Origin of the sequence: Salinispirillum marinum, from assembly GCF_042650105.1 — a bacterium.
GTDB lineage: Bacteria > Pseudomonadota > Gammaproteobacteria > Pseudomonadales > Natronospirillaceae > Salinispirillum > Salinispirillum marinum.
This window is the reverse complement of record NZ_JBHSAL010000001.1, coordinates 863,122-883,041: the sequence shown is the minus strand read 5'-3', so window position 1 is coordinate 883,041 and position 19,920 is coordinate 863,122. Positions and strand designations below refer to the sequence as shown.

Sequence of the window (19,920 nt, the reverse complement as noted above, 5' to 3'; positions counted from 1 at the left end):
TTCCTGCATGACGAATGAAGTGCAAGAGGAAGCAGCATGAATCTCAACGGTAAGCGTATCGTTTTGGGGGTGCCCGGTGGCATTGCAGCCTATAAAAGTGCCGAGCTGGCGCGTGGTTTGATTAAAGCCGGTGCAGAGGTGCAGGTGATTTTGACGGCCGGCGCGGAAGCCTTTATTACGCCGTTAACGTTTCAGGCATTAACCGGGCGCGCTACTCGCACGGCGTTACTGGATGAGCAAGCTGAACAAGGCATGGGGCATATTGAATTGGCCCGCTGGGCGGAGTTAATCCTAATCGCTCCGGCCACGGCCAATGTGCTGGCCCGGCTCAATGCCGGGATGGCGGACGACCTTTTGACCACGGTAGTACTGGCCAGTTCGGCGCCACTGGCCATAGCGCCTGCGATGAATCAACAGATGTGGGCTAACGCGGCCACGCAGCGCAACGTGCAACAACTTGATGCGCTCTACCACCCGCAATGGCTGGGACCAGAATCCGGTGAACAAGCCTGTGGTGATGTGGGTGCGGGTCGTATGATGGAGCCACTGGCCATCGTCGAGAGTTTACTGAAGTTCAAATCGGACGCTGCTCTTTTGTCCGGGAAGCGGGTAGTCATTACGGCCGGACCAACGCGAGAAGCCATAGACCCGGTGCGGTATCTCACCAATCACAGCTCTGGCAAAATGGGTTATGCCTTAGCTGACCAAGCAGCGCGCATGGGTGCGGATGTGACATTGATCAGCGGTCCGGTGACTTTGCCCACGCCGACGAACGTAACGAGGATAAACGTAACCTCAGCGCGTGAAATGGCTCAGGCCGCGGAGAAATCGGCCCTCCGCGCCGACCTCTTTATTGGCGCTGCGGCAGTAGCCGATTATCATGTGGCGAACGCCGAAACGCAGAAGCATAAAAAGCAGTCCGGCCAAACCGGTTGGACGCTGCAGTTGGCTGAAAATCCCGACATCATTGCTCGAATCGCCCGTCACGAGCAGCGCCCCGGCATCGTCGTCGGTTTCGCGGCGGAAACAGCGGATGTGGTGCATTACGCGCAGGATAAACTGCAGCGCAAAAACCTCGATTGGATTGTGGCCAATGATGTGAGTCGCAGCGATATCGGGTTCAATAGCGATGACAATCAAGTGGTGGTGTTTGGGCGAGATGGCCAGCAGTTTGACCTGCCACAACAAAGCAAATCTCAACTCGCCGGTGCACTACTGGCGCTCTTTATGAAGGACTGAGCACGCATGAGTTTACACGCAGTACAATTGAAAATCATGGACCCCCGGCTGGGCGACAGCATACCTCTGCCAACTTACGCTACGGACGGGTCGGCAGGATTGGATTTACGGGCTTGTCTGGAGAAACCTCTAACTTTGCAGCCGGGGCAAACGGAGTTACTGCCGACTGGTATGGCGATGTATATTGCAAATCCGCAGTACGCCGCGATGATTTTGCCGCGCTCCGGGCTAGGCCATAAGCATGGTATTGTGTTGGGCAACTTGGTTGGGTTGATTGATTCCGACTATCAAGGCCAGCTTATGGTGTCGTGCTGGAACCGCAGTGGCGAACCCTTCACCATTGAAGTCGGTGAGCGTATCGCCCAGTTGGTGATTGTTCCGGTGTTACAGCCCCGCTTTGATATCGTGACGGAGTTCCGTCTTTCACAACGTGGTGTCGGTGGCTTTGGTCATACCGGCAAACATTGATTCTAACCGCAACGTATTACGGAAAAGCACATCATGCCCCTCACACGAAAAGACGCTTTGGTGTTCACTGGGGTTCTCAGTGAAGCCTTACCTTACATTCAAAAGTTTGCTGGCAAGGTACTGGTGGTCAAGTACGGCGGCAACGCCATGACTGACGACACCCTGCAAGACAGCTTTGCCCGCGACATGGTGTTGCTGAAAACGGTGGGCATCCATCCGGTCGTCGTGCACGGCGGTGGCCCACAAATTGGCGACTTATTGAAGCGCTTGAACATCGAGTCTGAATTTGTGAACGGTATGCGTGTCACCACTGAAGAAACCATGGATGTTGTAGAAATGGTGCTTGGTGGGCTGGTCAACAAGCAGATCGTGAACCTGATCAATCAGAACGGTGGGCGCGCGGCGGGCGTAACGGGTAAAGACGGCGCCACGATTCGGGCCAAACGGATGAAAGTGCGCAAGATGTCGCCCGATCTGCAAAGCTCGGAAATCATTGATATTGGCCATGTGGGTGAGGTCGAACACATTGACCCTAGCCTGATTAACTTGATGTTGGAAAATGACATCATTCCGGTCGTGGCACCCATTGGTGTGGGTAAAGACGGCACCAGTTACAACATTAATGCCGACTTGGTGGCCGGTAAACTGGCGGAATCCATGCAGGCAGAAAAATTGATTCTATTGACCAATATTTCTGGTGTGCAGGACAAGGCCGGTAATGTCCTGACCGGCTTAAGTACCGAAGAAGTGGATGCCCTCATTGCCGATGGCACCATATATGGCGGCATGCTGCCAAAAATTGCCTGTGCCTTGGATGCCGTTAAAGCCGGGGTACACAGTGCGCACATCATCGATGGCCGCGTCGCGCACGCTACCTTGTTGGAAGTGTTCTCGAATGAAGGTGTGGGCACATTAATCAGTAACGATCGAGGTGATGCCCCCGCATGACGACCAAGGGTATTTCGCGCAAGGAGCAGATCCTGCAAGCACTGGCTGAAATGCTGGAACAGGGTGCAGGGCATAAAATCACCACGGCTAAATTGGCGGAGCAGGTGGGGGTGTCAGAGGCCGCGCTCTATCGACACTTTCCCAGTAAAGCCAAAATGTTCGAGGGTTTGATCGAGTTCATCGAAGAAACCATTTTTACGCGGATTAATCGAATCCTAGCTGAAGAACCAAGGGCTGAAGCCCGTTGTTACGCCGTGCTCAGCCTATTGCTCGCCTTTGCCGAGCGAAACCCTGGTATGAGCCGCATCATGGTGGGGGATGCCCTGGCCGGTGAAGTTGATCGCTTGCGTCAGCGCGTTGCGCAATTTTTTGATCGGATAGAATTGCAGTTAAAACAGATTGTGCGGGAGGCCAGTCTCGCCGAAGACTGGACATCACCCATCGACCCGGCGTTAACCGCCAATTTAATGCTGGCGGCGGCCGAAGGCCGTATCGCGCAGTTTGTACGCAGTCAGTTTCAGAAACGTCCTACCGTGGGCTGGGACGAACAATGGCCATTATTGTCGGCGGCAATTTTTGGTTTCACCTCGCAATCTCAGGAGTCGGTATAGTGTTTACAGTGTTTGTGGATGGGCAAGAAGGTACGACAGGGCTGCAAATTAAAGAGCGCTTGGACAAGCACCCTGAAGTCACCCTATTGGAGATCGATCCTGCCGAGCGCAAAAGTGTGGATGCCCGCCAGGCGCTGTTAAATGCCGCCGATGTGGCCTTTTTGTGTCTACCCGATTCGGCTGCAAAAGAATCCGCCGCACTGGTCACCAACGACACCACCCGGTTGATTGACGCCAGTACCGCGCACCGCACAGACCCAGCATGGGTATATGGTTTACCAGAAATCAACGCAGAGCAACGGCAGCGCATTGCGCAAAGTCGACGTGTCGCCAACCCCGGCTGCCATGCCACCGGCTTTAACCTGTTGGTTGCCCCCTTGGTGGCACGCGGGTTATTGCACCCTTCAACACCGTTAAGTTGTCAGTCTTTGACCGGTTACAGCGGCGGCGGCAAAGCCATGATCGCACAATATGAAGACGCGGATACCGAGCAGCGCGCGCGTTTGCAAGGGCCAGCGCACTACGGGCTAAACCTGAACCATAAACACTTACCAGAAATGCAGGCCGTGTGTGGTTTAGCTTTGCCACCGGTGTTCACGCCGGTGGTTGGGCCGTTTTATCAGGGCATGGTTGTGACGGTACCCCTGCATGCCGCGCAATTAACGATGCCAAACCGGCACGCCGAAGCCGTGCGTGATGCCTTGGCAGAACACTACGCAGATAGCACCTTTGTTCAGGTGCAGCCCTACAATGTCGAAGGCAGCGTGGATGGTGGCTTTATTAACCCACAGGCCGCCAATGGGACCAATCAGAACCAAATCTTTGTGTTTGGCCACGGCGAACGCATACTGTTGATGTCGCGCCTCGACAACTTAGGTAAAGGCGCATCCGGTGCAGCGGTGCAGAACATGAACATTATGATGGGGTTACCCGAGCAGCTTTCGCTCTGAGCATCTTCCACGTTGAACGATTTAGGCGGGCGCGTTGGCCCGCTTTTTCAAGAAACCGACGATCCGCTTGGCAAGCAAAGGGAAAATGCCCAGCAACGCGAACGATAACAACAGCGTCGGTGATGCAATGCCTTGTAAGGACTCAATCTGCGCAATTTGAGTTCCCGCGTTCACATACACGGCTGTGGCCGCCAACATACCGACCTGGCTGACCCAGTAATAAGTCCAAACTCGAATGGCGGTTAGCCCCATCAACAAATTAATGATGAAAAACGGAAAAATGGGCACCAAGCGCAAAGTAAAAAGATAGAACGCCCCTTCGCGCTCAACACCGGCATTAATGGACGCGAGCTGTTTAGGAAAGCGCTTTTCCACACTATCACGCAGTAAAAAGCGCGCCACCAAAAAGGCCAATGTAGCCCCGATTGAGCTAGCGAACGAGACCGCGACCAAGCCCACGCCTAAGCCAAAAATAGCCCCGCCCGCCAACGTCATAATGGCCGCGCCCGGCAATGACAACGCAGCCATCAACACATACAGCGCCATGTAACCCGCTACCATCAACAGGCGGTGTTCAACATAGAACTGGTTCAGGTTGTCTTGCTGCGCTTTGAGATACGCGAGATTGATGTACTGACCCACATCGAAAAATACATACAGGCCAACAAGACCCGCTAAGGCCGCCAAGAGAATCAGTTTTTTCATCGTATCCTGTCTTTTAAGTGCATAGGTATGAAGGTATGCAGACACCGCGACGCTGACCAGTAGAGCCTATTCGGGATGTCGGCAGCCTGGACGGCTGCCGCCAAGCCCCCATGGATGGGTTCACGGCGTGCCCGAATAGGCTCTACTGGTCAGCGGTGCAGGTGTTTCGTATCTGCATTGCTGAGACAGTTGGCTTGTGCTTTAGTTCCTTTATACGCCATATTCGGCGCGATAGGCTTCAACCGCCGGTAAGTGTTCGGCATGTTCAGGCTGGTCACGAAGGAAGATTAATAAGTCATTCAGACTGACGATAGACACCACCGGCACACCATAATCGGCTTCAATTTCTTGGATCGCTGAACGTGCACCCTTTCCACGTTCCTGGCGGTCTAAGGCCACTAAGACTCCGCTCAGGCGGGCCTCAGGGTAAGCCGCAATGATGTCCATCACCTCTCGAATGGCCGTACCCGCAGTAATCACATCATCAACGATCACCGTATTGCCCGCCAAGGGTGCGCCGACCAAGTTGCCGCCTTCGCCATGGTCTTTCTTTTCTTTGCGATTGAACACATAGGGCGTGTTTACTTGGTGGTTGCGATACAATGCAATGCTGGTCGCCGTCGCTAAAGGAATGCCCTTATAAGCGGGGCCGAACAACAAATCATAGGTTAACCCACTGGCTTGTAACGCCGCCGCGTAGAAGTCGCCCAAACGGCTCAAGTCTTCACCAGTTTGAAACAATCCCGCGTTAAAAAAATAAGGGCTGGTGCGGCCAGACTTCAAGGTAAACTCGCCAAAGCGCAACACGCCACGGTGCAAGGCAAATTCAATGAAGTCACGTTGGTAGGTTTGCATTGTCGAAAGGTCCGTATTAGATTGCTTAAATGTAAAGGTTTACTGATTGCAGACAGTATAAACGCTTGTGACATTGGGTGGCGAGCAGCATACAATAGCACATACTTATTGAGTTCCTGCGGGAACTACTTTTCTCGCTAACGAATGGATTTTCCCTTTTAGGTAATTGCATGAAGATTGTCAGTATCAACGTCAACGGCTTAATCAATGCGGCGGACCGTGGTTTCGCGCATTGGCTTGAGCATTCGGGTGTTGACGTAGTCTGTGTGCAGGACATTCGCATTCGTGAACGCGACATTCCCGATAGTCTGATGGAAGTTCCCGGCTATAACGCCTTTTTCTTCGATGCCGACGACCCGAAAATGGGCGGTGTAGGTATCTATGCTAAAGAGATGCCCAAGGCGGTTATTCGCGGGCTTGGCTTTCCACAGTGCGATATGGAAGGGCGCTTCCTGCAAGCGGATTTTGAAAAATTCAGCATCTGTTCAGTCTTGTTCCCGCGAGTCACGGCCGATGATGAAGATGAGCAAGACCTCAAATTTACGTTCATGGAAAGTTTCCTGAACCACTTAAAGAAGACACGCCGCAAGCGTCGGGAATTCATTTTTGCCGGCACGTATCACATTGCCCATCGGACGATTGATTTGGGCAATTGGCAAGAATATCAGCGCTCCTCCGGTTTTTTGCCGGAAGAACGGGCGTGGATGGATCAAGTGTTCGGGCCCATGGGTTATGTCGACGCCTTTCGTTTGGTCAATCGTAAAGAAAAGCAGCACACGTGGTGGCCGTATGATGAAGCCCAGCGTAACGGGCTCCGAATTGACTACCAGATCATTACGCCTAACTTGGCGGACTATGTCTTTGATGCCCGCATTCTGACGGAACCCAGAGTGTCACCGCATTGTTTGTTGGAAGTGGATTACGACTTCGACTAACGTCATTCACAAAAAGCAACCTTAAACACCCTTCAAAGTCTGGTCAGGGGCGGTAAAACTCTCCATAATTGCGCCCCCAAATCGTGGCCTGGGCTAGCCAGTTGCCACCCTGATACACCCGAAGGTGCGGAGGGCACGTGAAGAATGGACAAATTGCGACTGCATGGGTTCAATAACCTAACCAAGTCACTCAGCTTCAATATCTATGATATTGCGTACGCTAAGACCGAACGTCATCGCCAGGAGTACATCCAGTACATTGACGACCTCTATAATGCGGACCGTTTGACCGCTATTTTAGAACAAGTGACGGAAATCATCGGTGCCAACGTGCTGAACATTGCCCGCCAGGACTACGAGCCAGAGGGTGCCAGTGTCACCATTCTGATCGCCGAACATCCCGTAGCACCCGACCCGGAAGAGTTGACCCCCACGCCCGGCCCGCTGCCTGAGTCCGTAGTCGGTCATCTCGATAAAAGCCACATTACCGTTCACACCTACCCGGAGAGTGATCCGGATAGTGGGATCAGTACCTTTCGTGCCGATATTGATGTGTCCACATGTGGCGTCATTTCACCGTTGAAAGCCCTGAACTTTCTTATTCACTCGTTTGATTCAGACATCGTAATCATGGATTACCGAGTACGCGGTTTTACCCGCATGGAAGATGGTAAGAAGATCTACATCGACCATAAGATCAACTCGATTCAGAACTACATGGACGAAGATACTAAAGAAAAGTTCGAGATGATTGATGTGAATGTGTATCAGGAAAACATCTTTCATACCAAGATGATGATGAAGGATTTTGACATTGAACAATATCTGTTTGGTTCAGGCAGTAATGAGTTCGATGAGGCGGAATTGACGGAAATCGAACGTCGTATCCGGCGCGAAATGCAGGAAATCTTTTATTCACGGAACTTGAGTGAAGGGCCACAGGCAAAGTCCGAATAGTGGTGGCCCATTGAGAAAAAAGCCCGTAATTGCACGGGCTTTTTTATGCGTGCTGCATAGGTGCGTACTGGCTATTCACCAAACGCCTGGATCAAATGTCGATAACCTTCGACTTGTTCCCGGAAAATATCGTCCAGCTCCGTCTCACTGTACACCGCAATGGGCAAGCGCAGGCGTTGTGAAACGGCTTGGAAACGTGGATCCCTGGCGGCCTTCTCTAATGCTTGCGCGAGTATGGTGACCTGCTCGTCGGGCGTGTTCGAGGGCACAGCCACCACCCGCAAAATGTCATCGGAAAACGCATAGCCCAGTTCACGTATGGCGGGAACATCGGGGTAGCCTTCCAGCCGGTTGGTGGATAAGGCCATCAAGACATTCATCTGGCCGTCATCGGTATAGGCCGTATGAGAGCCGCCGCTGTAGGCAAAATCCACATCGCCTGACAGCACCAAAGGCGATGAGCCCGAGCCACCACTGGTTGGTACAAAACGGATATTCAAGTTTTCCTTTTGGGCAATGAGGCGAACGACAAAGCGATCTTGTGGGGTTTGCGAGGCAAAGGTGACTTCAGGTCGTTGGCGTGCATAGGCAAGGAAACCTGCCCAGTCGGAGTAGGGCATAACACCACCGCTGACCAAAACCGATTGCTGGATCGCCAGACTATTGATAAAGCGAAAATCGGTGGTGTCATAGGAGGTCGACGACGCCAGTGGCGTGAAGGTAAAGGGATGCGATGAGCTGAACATCATCACATAGCCTTGTTCTGGACTGTTCGCCAACATGGCTGCGGCAACAGCACCACCAGCACCGGGTTGATGGAGTACGTTTACCGGCTGCCCGAGATTCTCGGTCAAAATGGTGGCCAGTACCTGAGCTTGAACGTCGGTGCTGCCACCGGGGTCAAAGCCAATCATTAAGGTAAGCGGGCGATTCGGGAACGTCGTGGCTAAGGCATAACAGCTACCGCACAGTGCGCACAGTAAAACCAATGATCGCATAAGGTTCATGGCGAGGATTCCAGTTAGAGTAATCGGCATCTTTAGGCTTCGGCTCGGACGTTTCACCATCGTACCGAATGCGTGTCTCAGCGATTTTTATAGGTGCTGATGACACCATCACTCTAATTGAGCATCCCTAAGGTTGTCCAGCGCCTTAATTCACCTGCCACGCCGTATTGGTGCCGGGGGCATTGATGAGTACCCAGTCGGTGACACCCGGGTGTAGGAATCCTGAATCAAGATAGGCTTGGCGAATACGGTCTTCTCGCTTCAGCCGCAACAAGCCGAGTTGCAGCGCGGAATTGAACAATGCACCGTCCGGATGCGCTCGCGACACCGCCATGTGCCGACTGCCAATCAGGCCGAGTTTGATGCCAGGAATAGGCACCAGCCTGTTTTCACCGAGCTGTAACACCATGTCGTCGCCGTTCTGAAACGGCGCTAAAAGGAAGCTGATGTCGCCGGTCATCACGGCATTCACTTGGTCGGGCCAGGTGTCCCAATGCAGCAGCGCATCGAAGCCCAGTGAATGTAAGGAATCCCAGTCTTGCTTCCATTGCGCGGTCGATATCTGACGGCGTGAGCGCAGGTCAGAATTTTCCCGCACCACAGCGTCGGGATGCACATAAAAGCCGACCTCGAATTCACCACGATTGATTAGGGCTGTGGTGATTCTGAGTTCATCATAATGCGGTGTTAAATGATCGAGCCAGAAGGTGTTACCAGCGGCCAGTGCCGAGCCGTCTCGAAGAGCCTCAATGATGCGGTCGGGGTCGTCTTCGGCGGCAAAGGTGAACGGTACGGCAACGCCCGAAAGGTGCAGGGCTTGCTTAACCAATACCATTTCCACCACATCCCGGCGCGAATACGGCCCACTGAAATCCGTAATGCTGACGGGATCACGGCCGTTTAAAAAACGTTCATAATCCTGGAAGGCATTACTGGAGACGAGGACCACGTTATCGGCCATTAACCACGGGCTATACAGCACGCACAGTAGCGTCAGGAAGAATCTTCGAGAAGAGTTCAGCATGGTGGATACCTAATGAGGCTTAATCGCCCGATTGTTATTGTAGGGTCGAATTAAGGTCATATTGTTCACTGTTCATCGCTGAAATCGAGTGACAGAATGTATCAAAACATTAAGGACGCTCTGCATTAAACTGCTTGGTGCATTCGGATTCACAGCACTTTTTCTCAAGGTCGATTGGTTTGCACCATGTATACTGAAACAATAACGGAAACATGAAGGAGACGATGTCTTGAACAACTTGAATCATTTGTTGACGGCCAACCAAGCATGGGCGGCAACAAAGCTGGAGGGTGACCCGGACTATTTTGCGCGGTTGGCGGCGCAACAAAAGCCCGAGATCCTGTGGATCGGTTGTTCGGACAGTCGTGTGCCTGCCAATGAAATTGTGAACCTGCCGCCAGGTGAAATTTTTGTACAGCGTAATATTGCCAATCAGGTTATTCACACCGACATCAACTGCTTGAGTGTCGTGCAGTATGCGGTAGACATTCTCAAGGTGAAACACGTGATTGTCGCCGGGCACTATGGCTGCGGTGGGGTGCAGGCGGCATTAACCAATGAAGAATACGGTATTGTTGATAATTGGTTGCGCTCCATTAAAGATCTGTACGCGAAGCACGAATCGAGTTTGAAGGGCTTGCCAGCCAACAAACTATTGGATCGCATGTGCGAACTGAACGTGGTTGAACAGGTGAATAATCTGGCTAAAACCAAGGCTGTGCAGCGTGCTTGGGCACGCGGACAGGAACTGCATCTGCATGGTTGGATTTACGCCATTCAAGACGGCATTCTGCAGGATCTCGAAGTAACCCAAAGTGGTGCCGAAGCACTGCCCGCGATTTACCACATGAACACCACTGAGCAAATGAAAACGGGTGGTTGATGTCATGAACTATTGGTTGATCAAAAGCGAGCCGGATGCGTTCAGTATCGATGATCTGGCAGCGCGCGGTGCCGCTGGCGAGCCTTGGGACGGCGTGCGCAACTACCAAGCGCGCAACTTCATGTGGCACGATATGCAGATTGGCGATCAGGTGCTGTTCTACCACAGCAGTTGTAAGGATGTGGGCGTTGCTGGGCTGGCGGAAGTGTTGTCAGACGCTATGCCAGATCCTGCGCAGTTTGACCCGGAAAGCCGCTATTTCGACCCGAAGGCGACGGCAGAAAAGCCGCGTTGGTATCTGCGGCGGTTTGGCTTTGTACGTAAGTTTGCGCACGTAGTGCCCTTGGCAACGTTGCGCGCGTATCCTGATTTGCAGCAGATGATGTTATTGCAGCGTAGCCGATTATCCATCACGCCGGTGCGTCCCGAAGAATGGCGCATTATCACCGAATTGGGGCTCAACCAGCGGCCGGATTGAGCGGTGAGTATCCGCCTAGTTTTGCAAGGGCAGGCGCAATAACGAATTGCTCAAGCCCAGTTTTACCGGATCGGCAGGCGCTTCAACCGTGACACCGCTGCTGGCCAATTCAATATCTCGTGGTGGGAAATGGGATTGATCAGCCAGATTGTAAACCAAGCGTGCATGTGTTGGTTTGCTGTCGTCATTGTGGCGCATCACCAAGCCGATGTAACCGTTGGACAGTTTAACGGTCGCACCCAACGGATAGAGACCTTGATAGCGAATGACCTTCTTAACGGAATCTGAATCGAGTTCTTGCGGTAAATTCAACATGGCTTTAAACGCCAAAACCGGGTGGTAATACACATCACGCCCAACGCGGTTGGCCAACATGTCCAGTACATCGATCACCGCGGCCATTTTCCCCAGCGGGTGAATTTCATCTGCCCTGAGTCCATCAGGAATACCGCTGCCGTTGAGTCGCTCGAAATTCTGCGTGGCCACCATCACCGCTTCTTTGGGTACATTGGGCATCGTCGCCAGAATGCTGCGCACCTTTTGGGCGTGCTTTTGCAGCAAGGCGTTACGGTCCGGCGGTAATTTAACGCGGGTTTCCTGCACGCCATCAGGCAGCAGGGATTTAGCCAGATCATGGACCATGCCCGCAAAAATCAGTTTTCGTACCAGCTCGGAGTCGTCCTTTTGTTGGCTGCGCACCACCTGATCGGCCAATTGCAAGCCAACACTGACAGAATGTTCAAATAAGAAATCCTGACCGTTGCGAATGCGGGTTAGCATCAACAGCGGTTGGCGGTCCGTTTCCCAGGCGACGGATAAATCCTCTGCGGCTTCCATGGCCTGGCTGATCGGCAATTCTTGTTCCGCTCTGAGCTTGGCAACCAGAGAGCGTACAGCCGAAACCCCGGCTTGGTGCGCCACGCGATAATCAATGGGGCCAGACTGACGGGCTCGCACGGCTTTGGCTTTTGCCTGTTCGGACTTTTTAACCTCGGCCGCCGTCGGCGCAGGGGGTTCGGGTTTGTTTTCTAAGGCTTCTAATTTGCTTTCCAGTGCGGCGCGCGCTGAGTCCTGTGTCGGTGGCAAAAACAGGGCTGGTACGCCTTCCGGGTTGCCGCCATTGCGGACAAAATTAATGTGGTCGCGCTGCAGCTCATTGACCACATTGGCGACCTGAGACTCTTCACCCGGCGTAAGTTCACCGAGTTGACAGCCGCACTGCGTCATCTTCCGCGCTTCGTCGTACACCACATGGCGCATAATGACTTTAGGGGTCATGTTGGTGCCATTAGGGAAGGTGAACTTTATCGGCTGGGCTTCTTTGTATCTCTCTAACACATGCTGATAGTTGCCATCGATTTCGAGCTTGCACCCTTCGGCGGAAAGATCTCGTAATTTGGCGCGTACTACTTTGCCGCCGTCGTCCAGCAGGTGGGCCCAAATGTTGAGGGTGCGTCGGACTTGAGCACGAAATGCGGCGCGGCGCTGGTAATAATGCACTTCATCCGGTGCAACAACGAGGTAACTGTAACTGCCTTCGCTGTCTTTGCGTGGTATTGCCTTAATATTTCGGGCACGAATCCGGCAGCCGTCGTAGTAGGTTTCTAGGTTAAACGGCCGACCATCCTGCATCAGCGGACTGTCAGTTAGTGGCAGCACTTCATCGAACAACAACTGCCGACTGTCGTTGTCGACGTTCACAACATAGGTGGTCAATTTCTTCGCCATGCCCGGAAACGTGATGGTCACCGGCGAGAGTTTTTCTTGCACATGACGAAACAAACGAAGGATTTCGTTGGTTGATGTAATAAACTGACCTTCGGTGTCCTTTTGTTCCACCCGACTACCCCTTGAGTGTTATGTCATGACCGTTCATTGTTTCCCGACCGAGTATAGCACTGTTCACCGGGTCGGGCAGTGCTGAAATATCCATCGGCATTATGGTACTTTATCGGCCGTCATTAGAATTGTTCAAGCACTAGTGCTCAAATATCCACGTGGATTTTATTGATTATGACCACTTTGTCCGACTCCGTTGACAATACTCGGTTCGTGAAACTGGATCTCATTCGAGGTGTTGCCGTTTTAGGGGTGCTAATGGTGAACATTCATTTGTTCTCTGGCCCGGAGCAATGGCATTACCATCCCTCACAGCGTCCGGATCTGAGTGGGTTGGATCAAGGTGCTTTGGTGCTGACCATTGGGCTAATGGAAGGCAAATTTATCGCCTTATTGAGCCTATTGTTCGGTGTCGGCATGGCACTGTTTTTAGAGCGCTATGGGCAGATAGCCAAATGGGCGCACATGAAGCGAATGGCCATATTAGGGTGTATTGGGTTATTGCATGCGTACGGATTTTGGTACGGCGATATCTTAGTGACCTATGCCATTACAGGAGCCGTGGCGTGGTGGTTCTTGCCCCTGTCTCCTTTGCGGCAGATTCGCTTTGCGGTGTTGTTTTTTGCTCTGCCGACCGGGCTTCTGCTGTGGGCGGCGCAGTCGGTTGATCGGTGGGACGAAGCAACCTTGCAGACTATGCGCGCGTTGCTTTACCCCTCTGCGGAAACGCTGCAGGCGAAAGTTATGGGCTATCAGCAAGGGTTTTGGGCGCAATGGTCGGTGCGGGCTCCGGATGCATGGACGTTGCAATTTGATGTGTTGGTGACCTGGACCCTGTGGTACACGCTGAGCTTGATGATCATCGGCATGCTGTTGCAGCGCCAGGGATGGTGCGTTGCACCACCGATCAAACCAATATCGTGGCCCGGTATCGGCATTGGCACTGTGGGGTTAGTGCTCAGTTTGGGTGTTGCGCTCAGCCGAGTCTTCGGTGTTCCGGATGATCTGGCTTGGGTGTCATTCTATCAGCCAGTGCTGCAACAGATGGGGGCGTTTCTGTTGGCGTTTTGGTACTTGTTGGTGTTGTTATCGTGGTCTTCAGCGTCCGTTTGGGTTCTGCGTTTGGCCGCCCTCGGGCGGTGGTCCTTGTCAGTGTACTTATTGCAATCGCTACTGTGCGGTGTGCTCTTTTATGGGCATGGACTCGGTTGGTATGGACAGCGCACACCAGCTGAGGTCATGCTGTTGGGTGCTGGAATCAGTGCGCTGCTGCTTTGGCAAGTACCTAAATGGGAGAAGTGTTGGGGTATAGGACCCGCCGAGCGACTCTGGCGTCGGGCCGTTAAGAGGCCACCGATTGACGCTCGGAACGTAACTTAGTGCGCACATTCATCAGTACTTTTCCGTACTGGTTTTGCCCGCGTTGATCACGGCCAATGCCCCAGAAATAATCGTATTGGGCCGTCTCCATAAGTGGACGGTCATCGGTTTCCAGTAGGGCATCAGCAAAGTCCGGATACGTGTGACATTGGGTGTAGATTGCCCGTGTCATGACGATGGTGCGGACGCTTTTCCAATCACTGCGCGGGCGCTTTAGCCAGCCTTTGCCAATCTTCCGAGCCGTTTCGACATCGGGTGCAGCCAAAATCTGCTGGAATCTTGGGCGGTCCGGATATTTCATGGCTTGATAGTAATGTTCTGCCGTTGGCCATTCATGACCATCGAGCGTAAACGGGCGGATGATCGCGCAGCCCAGCGGTTCTTGCGGGTCTAAACGTTGGATGAGTACAGAATTTTCATCGTGCGTGGGAGGGAACAGCGCCATAGCGATTTCCAAAAATGAAATAACGACCTGCTGCAGTCTACGGAATTGTGTGCCATGGAACAAATGCTCCGTAGGCTGACGCGGCGGTTAACCGTGTCAGCCTCGGAATACCACTAGGCCCCGAACGAGGCTTTCAGAATTAAGAAGTAGATCATGCACAAACCGGCGCCCGCGGGTAATGTCACCACCCAAGACACCACAATACGACCCACCACATTGAGGTTCAGCGCTGAAATACCGCGCGCCATGCCTACACCCAATACAGCGCCCACCAGCGTATGTGTGGTCGAGATGGGTAAGCCCGTTCCGGAGGCAAAGACTACCGTGGACGCTGCGGCCAGCTCTGCAGCAAAGCCGCGTGAAGGCGTAAGTTCGGTAATTTTACGTCCGATGGTACCCATGACTTTAAAACCGTACGTGCCCAAGCCTAAAACAATACCTAGCGCGCCCAATAACAACACCCAATTGGGTACCGGCGATTGCCCGGTGACCATGCCATCTCCCACCACAGAAACCACGGCAGCAACGGGCCCTATCGCATTGGCCACATCGTTCGATCCGTGCGCAAACGCCATGGCACAGGCGGTGAAGACCATCAAGATCGCGAATATCCGCTCTACCCCGGCAAATCGACGACGCCCGGTCAGGGCCACATCTTCTTTAATTCGACTGATCAAGACCTTGCCCAAAGCGGTAATCAACAAACCAATCAGAATGGAATACAACACGCTCTCGGTGAACGAAAGATCCAAACCGACATGAGTCAAACCTTTCAACAAGGTCACCATAGAGACCAAGAAACCGGTGAGAAACATGTAGAAAGGTACGTAGCGTTTGGCGTTGGCGAAGGGTTCATCGGTGTTCAGAATGAGGTGGTAAACACTGCGGAACAAGAGGTAGGCCATGGTCCCCGCGAGCAGCGGTGAAATCACCCAACTCGCGGCGATGGTCCAGACGCGCGGCCAGCGAATGCCTTCAGTACCCAAGTAGATCAGACCAAAGCCGATGATGGCGCCCACGATGGAGTGCGTCGTAGACACCGGCCAACCCATGGTTGATGCCACGGCCAACCAGGTGCCCGCCGCGAGGAGCGATGCCAGCATGCCAAACACAAAGATGTCCGGAGCGTTGGCCAGCGCATTACCGTCGATGATACCGCTGCGAATCGTCGAAGTGACCGAGCCGCCCGCCAAATAAGCCCCGGCAAATTCAAAGATAATCGCAATGATGATGGCCTGGGTGATGGTCAGTGCGCGCGAGCCGACTGATGTCCCCATGGCGTTGGCAACGTCGTTGGCACCCACACCCCAAGCCATGAACAGCCCGAAGATACAGGCCAGTAAGATTAAAAGATTCGCGTGTTCAGCAATAATCGCCATAAAAACCTCGGTCGCGTAGCTTATCGGGCCATCAAAATTTGCAGTCGATGACCAACACGTTGAGCAAAATCGGCCAACTGACCAATACCGGTGATAACCTGATACATAAACATCACGTCAACGGGGTTCAGGTTGGCTTCCAACCCTTTAAGGCTCCGCCGTAACGAAATTTGCAATTGATCCGACTGCTCTTCCAGGTCATCCAGCTTAGCGAGCAACGCCTCGACCGTTTTCAATTCCTTACCGCTGAACCCGGTTTCCAGAAGGTTGTCTAATTCATCAATCGCCACCGTCGCTTGTTCAGCCGCCTGAATGCCCATCGCTAGAAAGTCGTTAGACAAAGGATAGATACTGTCGGGAATGTGCATCTCACGGCCCAAAACCAAACCCGAAATGCGTTTCGCCGAGCCCGCCAAACGACTCTGGGCAATCAACAATTCGAGTAAATCAGATCGTGCGACCGGCATCAGCAAGCGATTCGGCATGTGGGTACGAATGTCCTTCTTCAAGACATCGGCATCACGCTTATGTTGCTCGATTTCGCTGCGTACCTGGGTGGCTTTCTTCCAGTCTCCACTCTGTGCCGCGGCAAAGAAGGCAGGCAAAACACTCACACAATCTAAGGTAAGGTGCATGTGTTTGGTGAGCGGTTGGATGGGGCTTTGCCCAAACAACTGGAACAAGGGGCTTTCAATACCCATAACTAAACTCCGCAAGATCGTTCAGGCGGGCATTATAATTGGCTGACACAAAAATGACATAAAAATGACATATTTGGTTGGTGGCGGGTGCAAAAGAAACTTGCAAAGTCTATAATTAAGAGTATTCTAATATTCAATTTCAACGGAGGTGTATCATGACCAGTTGCCCGATTCCTCAAGCAAACGTAGCGCAAGACAAGCGTGATGGTCGGCGTTTTCAGATTCAACCGGATCGCACCAGCCCAATAAGACGGGTGCGGTATGTGGAGACCAGTGTGCCTACGAATGGCGAGTGCAAGGTTTGCCAAATTACGGGTTGAATAAGCTCCTTTTCTCAATTTGGCGTTGTTAAGAAAGCCCAAAAATGCTCGTTTACATTAAGTAAACTGCGCGTTCTTGGGCTTTCTTGCCTTGCCAAATTTTCGCCTCTGGGCTTATTCGATTATTTTCTCAATTAGGCGAGAGTCCTAATCTGTCACAAATGGCTTTGCTGGCGGCGGTCTGGTTCATCGAATAAAAGTGCAGGGCCGGCGCACCGCCAGCAATCAGTTGTTCACACAACCGGCTCACAACGTCTAAGCCAAAGGCTTTAATGCTAGCGCTGTCGTCACCGTAGGCTTCCAGTTGTTTACGCATCCAACGTGGGATTTCAGCCCCACAGGCATCACTGAAACGCGCCAGATTGCTGTAGTTGGTGATGGGCATGATGCCGGGAATAATGGGGATATCGCAGCCAATCGCACGAATCCGATCCACGAAATGGAAGTAAGCATCCGCATTGTAGAAATATTGCGTGATGGCCGAGTCGGCACCAGCTTTGGCTTTGGCGACAAAATGCTGAATATCTTTTTCTATGCTGCCTGCTTGTGGATGCATTTCGGGGTAGGCGGCGACTTCAAGATGGAAGGCATCGCCATATTCTTTGCGGATGAACGCGACAAGATCAATTGCATGATTGAAATCCCCACCTGTTCCGCCGCCCATACCTGAGGGTAGATCACCGCGCAGGGCGACAATGCGGTTAATGCCGTGCGCTTGGTAACGGTTCAACAAACCTTTCAACAAGGCAGTCGTAGAGCCAATGCAACTCAGGTGCGGAGCGGTGCTGATGCCTTTGGCATTCAGATCAAGCACAGTATTGATGGTGCGTTCTTGCGTGGAGCCGCCGGCACCATAGGTGACGGAAAAGAACTCCGGCTTCAGTGTGCTGAGTTCGGCATGCACTTGCTGCAATTTCACCGCGCCTTCTTCCGTTTTCGGCGGGAAGAATTCAAAACTAATGGGTGTTTTCATTGTCATTATTACTCTTTGCTGATGCTCCGTGGCGTTAGGTACGCCATTCATCACGGCGATGGGAACGCCATCCATGGCGGCATAAGGTCTGTCATACCTCCATGCCTACCTACCACCTTTCCAATACCACATCCCATCTCTATCAAAACGGCAGGCATAAAGTCCGCCACTCAGTCCTTCTACCACCATATGTCTAGCAATTCATCCGTCCAGCGCTTGCAGAAAAGCAAAGCTGAAAGTTGGCCATGATACTTAGCTAAGAGCGCTGATGCCGGAGCCCTGTAGCGGACGTTTGAACACATGGATGTGTTCAGCGAGCCTACACGGACGTATTTACGGCGATCCGCGCAAGGGCTCCGGCATCAACGCTCTTGGCGAGTAGCCAAGGAGCTATCGCTTTGCTTTTTAGTATTTGTAATCGTTAGGCTTGAAGGGCCCGTCAACCTCTACGCCAATGTATTCGGCTTGTTGGGGCGTCAGTTGAGTTATCACCCCACCGAACCCGCGTACCATTTCGGCAGCCACTTCTTCGTCCAGCTTCTTCGGCAGAACCTTGACATACAGGTGCTTGGCTTTTTCAGCGGCTGGCAGATCCGCAAATTTTTGCTCATACAAATACATTTGCGCCAACACTTGGTTCGCAAATGAACCATCCATGATACGGCTCGGGTGACCGGTAGCATTGCCCAAGTTCACCAAACGGCCTTCGGATAACAGAATTAGGAAATCGCCTTTGTCCGCACTGCGGTAGATCTTGTGCACTTGGGGTTTAATCTCATCCCACTGCCAGGTCTTGCGCATAAAGGCCGTGTCGATTTCATTGTCGAAGTGACCAATGTTACAGACCACAGCACCTTTTTTAAGCGCCGCCAACATGTACTTATCGCACACATTCGTATTGCCGGTGGTGGTCACCAGAATATCGGTGGTCGCCAGCAGTTCTGTATTGATGCCATCGGCCGACTGCGTATTGATGCCGTCTTTGTACGGAGAAACTACTTCAAAACCGTCCATGCAGGCTTGCATCGCACAGATTGGATCGACTTCCGTGACCTTTACGATCATACCTTCCTGACGCAATGACGCCGCAGAGCCTTTGCCCACATCGCCATAACCAATCACCAAAGCCTTTTTACCTGCCAAGAGGTGATCTGTACCGCGCTTGATGGCATCGTTCAGAGAATGACGGCAACCATATTTGTTGTCGTTTTTCGATTTCGTGACCGAGTCGTTCACGTTGATGGCGGGCACTTTCAGCGTGCCTTTCTTCAGCATGTCTAGCAGGCGGTGTACACCAGTGGTGGTTTCTTCCGAAATACCGTGAATGCTATCCAGCATTTGCGGGTACTTGCTGTGCACCATCTCGGTTAGATCGCCGCCGTCATCCAGGATAATGTTGGCATTCCACGGTGTTTTGCCGTCTTTTTCAGCCAAAATAGTCTGCTCGATGCACCACAAAAATTCTTCTTCTGTTTCACCTTTCCAAGCGAAAACGGGAATGCCCGCAGCAGCAATGGCGGCGGCGGCGTGATCCTGCGTGGAGAAAATGTTGCACGATGACCAGCGCACGTCAGCACCCAAATCAATCAAGGTTTCAATCAACACGGCCGTTTGAATGGTCATGTGGATGCAACCCATAATGCGCGCGCCTTTCAATGGCTGCTCCGCACGGTACTTTTCGCGCAGCGCCATCAGGGCCGGCATTTCAGTTTCGGCAATATCAATTTCTGCCCGGCCATACTTAGCCAATGAGATGTCGGCGACTTTATAATCGGTGAAGGTGCTGAGTTGTGTTGCGGTGGTCATGGTGTTTCCTCGCAGTC

General features: G+C 52.6%; 21 protein-coding genes. 11 read left to right on the top strand and 10 right to left on the bottom strand.

Annotation, left to right across the window (positions count from 1 at the left end; genetic code table 11):
• The first annotated feature begins 36 nt into the window (after window positions 1-36).
• Genes coaBC through argC form a run of 5 tightly spaced genes read left to right on the top strand, consistent with a single transcriptional unit; the run spans window position 37 to window position 4,216 of the window.
• Entirely contained in the window at window positions 37-1,239 is a 1,203-nt protein-coding gene (coaBC, locus tag ACFOSD_RS04155) for a bifunctional phosphopantothenoylcysteine decarboxylase/phosphopantothenate--cysteine ligase CoaBC (protein ID WP_380693224.1), read from the top strand.
• Between the two features lie 6 nt (window positions 1,240-1,245).
• The gene (gene dut / locus ACFOSD_RS04150; RefSeq protein WP_380693226.1) at window positions 1,246-1,707 is read left to right on the top strand and encodes a dUTP diphosphatase; all 462 of its coding nucleotides are present in this window, start codon (window positions 1,246-1,248) and stop codon (window positions 1,705-1,707) included.
• 33 nt (window positions 1,708-1,740) lie between these two features.
• Window positions 1,741-2,655: an acetylglutamate kinase gene (argB, locus tag ACFOSD_RS04145; protein WP_380693229.1), complete on the top strand. Its 915-nt coding sequence runs from the start codon at window positions 1,741-1,743 to the stop codon at window positions 2,653-2,655.
• On the top strand, window positions 2,652-3,266 hold the full coding sequence (gene slmA, locus ACFOSD_RS04140; protein ID WP_380693231.1) for a nucleoid occlusion factor SlmA: 615 nt from the start codon (window positions 2,652-2,654) through the stop codon (window positions 3,264-3,266). Before argB ends, slmA begins: the two co-directional genes overlap by 4 nt.
• A complete protein-coding gene (gene argC / locus ACFOSD_RS04135) occupies window positions 3,266-4,216 on the top strand; it encodes an N-acetyl-gamma-glutamyl-phosphate reductase (protein ID WP_380693233.1) in 951 nt (316 codons plus the stop codon). Before slmA ends, argC begins: the two co-directional genes overlap by 1 nt.
• Window positions 4,217-4,237: 21 nt before the next feature.
• On the opposite strand, the gene ACFOSD_RS04130 is transcribed toward argC, so the two are convergent.
• Window positions 4,238-4,921 (bottom strand): TVP38/TMEM64 family protein, encoded by a 684-nt coding sequence (locus ACFOSD_RS04130; RefSeq protein ID WP_380693235.1) that lies wholly within the window; start codon window positions 4,919-4,921, stop codon window positions 4,238-4,240.
• Window positions 4,922-5,131: 210 nt separating this feature from the next.
• Complete coding sequence (pyrE, locus tag ACFOSD_RS04125) at window positions 5,132-5,776, bottom strand: orotate phosphoribosyltransferase (protein WP_380693238.1); 645 nt, start codon at window positions 5,774-5,776, stop codon at window positions 5,132-5,134.
• A gap of 170 nt (window positions 5,777-5,946) precedes the next feature.
• Here pyrE and ACFOSD_RS04120 point away from each other — a divergent pair, with 170 nt between their 5' ends.
• Both ACFOSD_RS04120 and speD read left to right on the top strand, forming a co-directional pair.
• Window positions 5,947-6,711: an exodeoxyribonuclease III gene (locus ACFOSD_RS04120; protein ID WP_380693240.1), complete on the top strand. Its 765-nt coding sequence runs from the start codon at window positions 5,947-5,949 to the stop codon at window positions 6,709-6,711.
• Window positions 6,712-6,855: 144 nt separating this feature from the next.
• Window positions 6,856-7,668 (top strand): adenosylmethionine decarboxylase, encoded by an 813-nt coding sequence (speD, locus tag ACFOSD_RS04115; protein WP_380693242.1) that lies wholly within the window; start codon window positions 6,856-6,858, stop codon window positions 7,666-7,668.
• Window positions 7,669-7,739: 71 nt separating this feature from the next.
• On the opposite strand, the gene ACFOSD_RS04110 is transcribed toward speD, so the two are convergent.
• Window positions 7,740-8,675, bottom strand: a complete 936-nt coding sequence (locus tag ACFOSD_RS04110) for a tripartite tricarboxylate transporter substrate binding protein (protein ID WP_380693244.1) — start codon at window positions 8,673-8,675, stop codon at window positions 7,740-7,742.
• A gap of 145 nt (window positions 8,676-8,820) precedes the next feature.
• The gene (locus tag ACFOSD_RS04105; RefSeq protein ID WP_380693246.1) at window positions 8,821-9,699 is read right to left on the bottom strand and encodes a hypothetical protein; all 879 of its coding nucleotides are present in this window, start codon (window positions 9,697-9,699) and stop codon (window positions 8,821-8,823) included.
• 229 nt (window positions 9,700-9,928) lie between these two features.
• Here ACFOSD_RS04105 and can point away from each other — a divergent pair, with 229 nt between their 5' ends.
• On the top strand, window positions 9,929-10,582 hold the full coding sequence (can, locus tag ACFOSD_RS04100; RefSeq protein WP_380693248.1) for a carbonate dehydratase: 654 nt from the start codon (window positions 9,929-9,931) through the stop codon (window positions 10,580-10,582).
• 4 nt (window positions 10,583-10,586) lie between these two features.
• Window positions 10,587-11,060: an EVE domain-containing protein gene (locus tag ACFOSD_RS04095; RefSeq protein ID WP_380693250.1), complete on the top strand. Its 474-nt coding sequence runs from the start codon at window positions 10,587-10,589 to the stop codon at window positions 11,058-11,060.
• Between the two features lie 15 nt (window positions 11,061-11,075).
• On the opposite strand, the gene ACFOSD_RS04090 is transcribed toward ACFOSD_RS04095, so the two are convergent.
• The gene (locus ACFOSD_RS04090; protein WP_380693253.1) at window positions 11,076-12,899 is read right to left on the bottom strand and encodes an HD domain-containing phosphohydrolase; all 1,824 of its coding nucleotides are present in this window, start codon (window positions 12,897-12,899) and stop codon (window positions 11,076-11,078) included.
• Window positions 12,900-13,073: 174 nt separating this feature from the next.
• Between ACFOSD_RS04090 and ACFOSD_RS04085 the strand changes: the two genes are divergently transcribed.
• The gene (locus tag ACFOSD_RS04085) at window positions 13,074-14,279 is read left to right on the top strand and encodes a DUF418 domain-containing protein (protein WP_380693256.1); all 1,206 of its coding nucleotides are present in this window, start codon (window positions 13,074-13,076) and stop codon (window positions 14,277-14,279) included.
• On the opposite strand, the gene ACFOSD_RS04080 is transcribed toward ACFOSD_RS04085, so the two are convergent.
• The 3 genes from ACFOSD_RS04080 to ACFOSD_RS04070 form a co-directional block, all read right to left on the bottom strand.
• Window positions 14,242-14,724, bottom strand: coding sequence for an NADAR family protein (locus ACFOSD_RS04080; RefSeq protein ID WP_380693258.1), 483 nt, complete (start codon window positions 14,722-14,724; stop codon window positions 14,242-14,244). The genes ACFOSD_RS04085 and ACFOSD_RS04080 overlap by 38 nt on opposite strands.
• Before the next feature lie 113 nt (window positions 14,725-14,837).
• Window positions 14,838-16,103, bottom strand: a complete 1,266-nt coding sequence (locus ACFOSD_RS04075) for an inorganic phosphate transporter (RefSeq protein WP_380693259.1) — start codon at window positions 16,101-16,103, stop codon at window positions 14,838-14,840.
• A gap of 20 nt (window positions 16,104-16,123) precedes the next feature.
• Entirely contained in the window at window positions 16,124-16,804 is a 681-nt protein-coding gene (locus ACFOSD_RS04070) for a TIGR00153 family protein (protein WP_380693261.1), read from the bottom strand.
• 155 nt (window positions 16,805-16,959) lie between these two features.
• On the opposite strand from ACFOSD_RS04070, the gene ACFOSD_RS04065 reads away from it, so the two are divergent.
• Window positions 16,960-17,124, top strand: a complete 165-nt coding sequence (locus ACFOSD_RS04065) for a hypothetical protein (RefSeq protein WP_380693263.1) — start codon at window positions 16,960-16,962, stop codon at window positions 17,122-17,124.
• 130 nt (window positions 17,125-17,254) lie between these two features.
• Here ACFOSD_RS04065 and metF read toward each other — a convergent pair whose 3' ends face one another.
• Both metF and ahcY read right to left on the bottom strand, forming a co-directional pair.
• The gene (gene metF / locus ACFOSD_RS04060) at window positions 17,255-18,103 is read right to left on the bottom strand and encodes a methylenetetrahydrofolate reductase [NAD(P)H] (protein WP_380693266.1); all 849 of its coding nucleotides are present in this window, start codon (window positions 18,101-18,103) and stop codon (window positions 17,255-17,257) included.
• Window positions 18,104-18,502: 399 nt separating this feature from the next.
• Window positions 18,503-19,903 carry an adenosylhomocysteinase gene (gene ahcY, locus ACFOSD_RS04055; RefSeq protein ID WP_380693268.1) on the bottom strand — a complete coding sequence of 467 codons (1,401 nt, stop codon included), beginning with the start codon at window positions 19,901-19,903 and terminating at the stop codon, window positions 18,503-18,505.
• Between the last annotated feature and the right edge of the window lie 17 nt (window positions 19,904-19,920).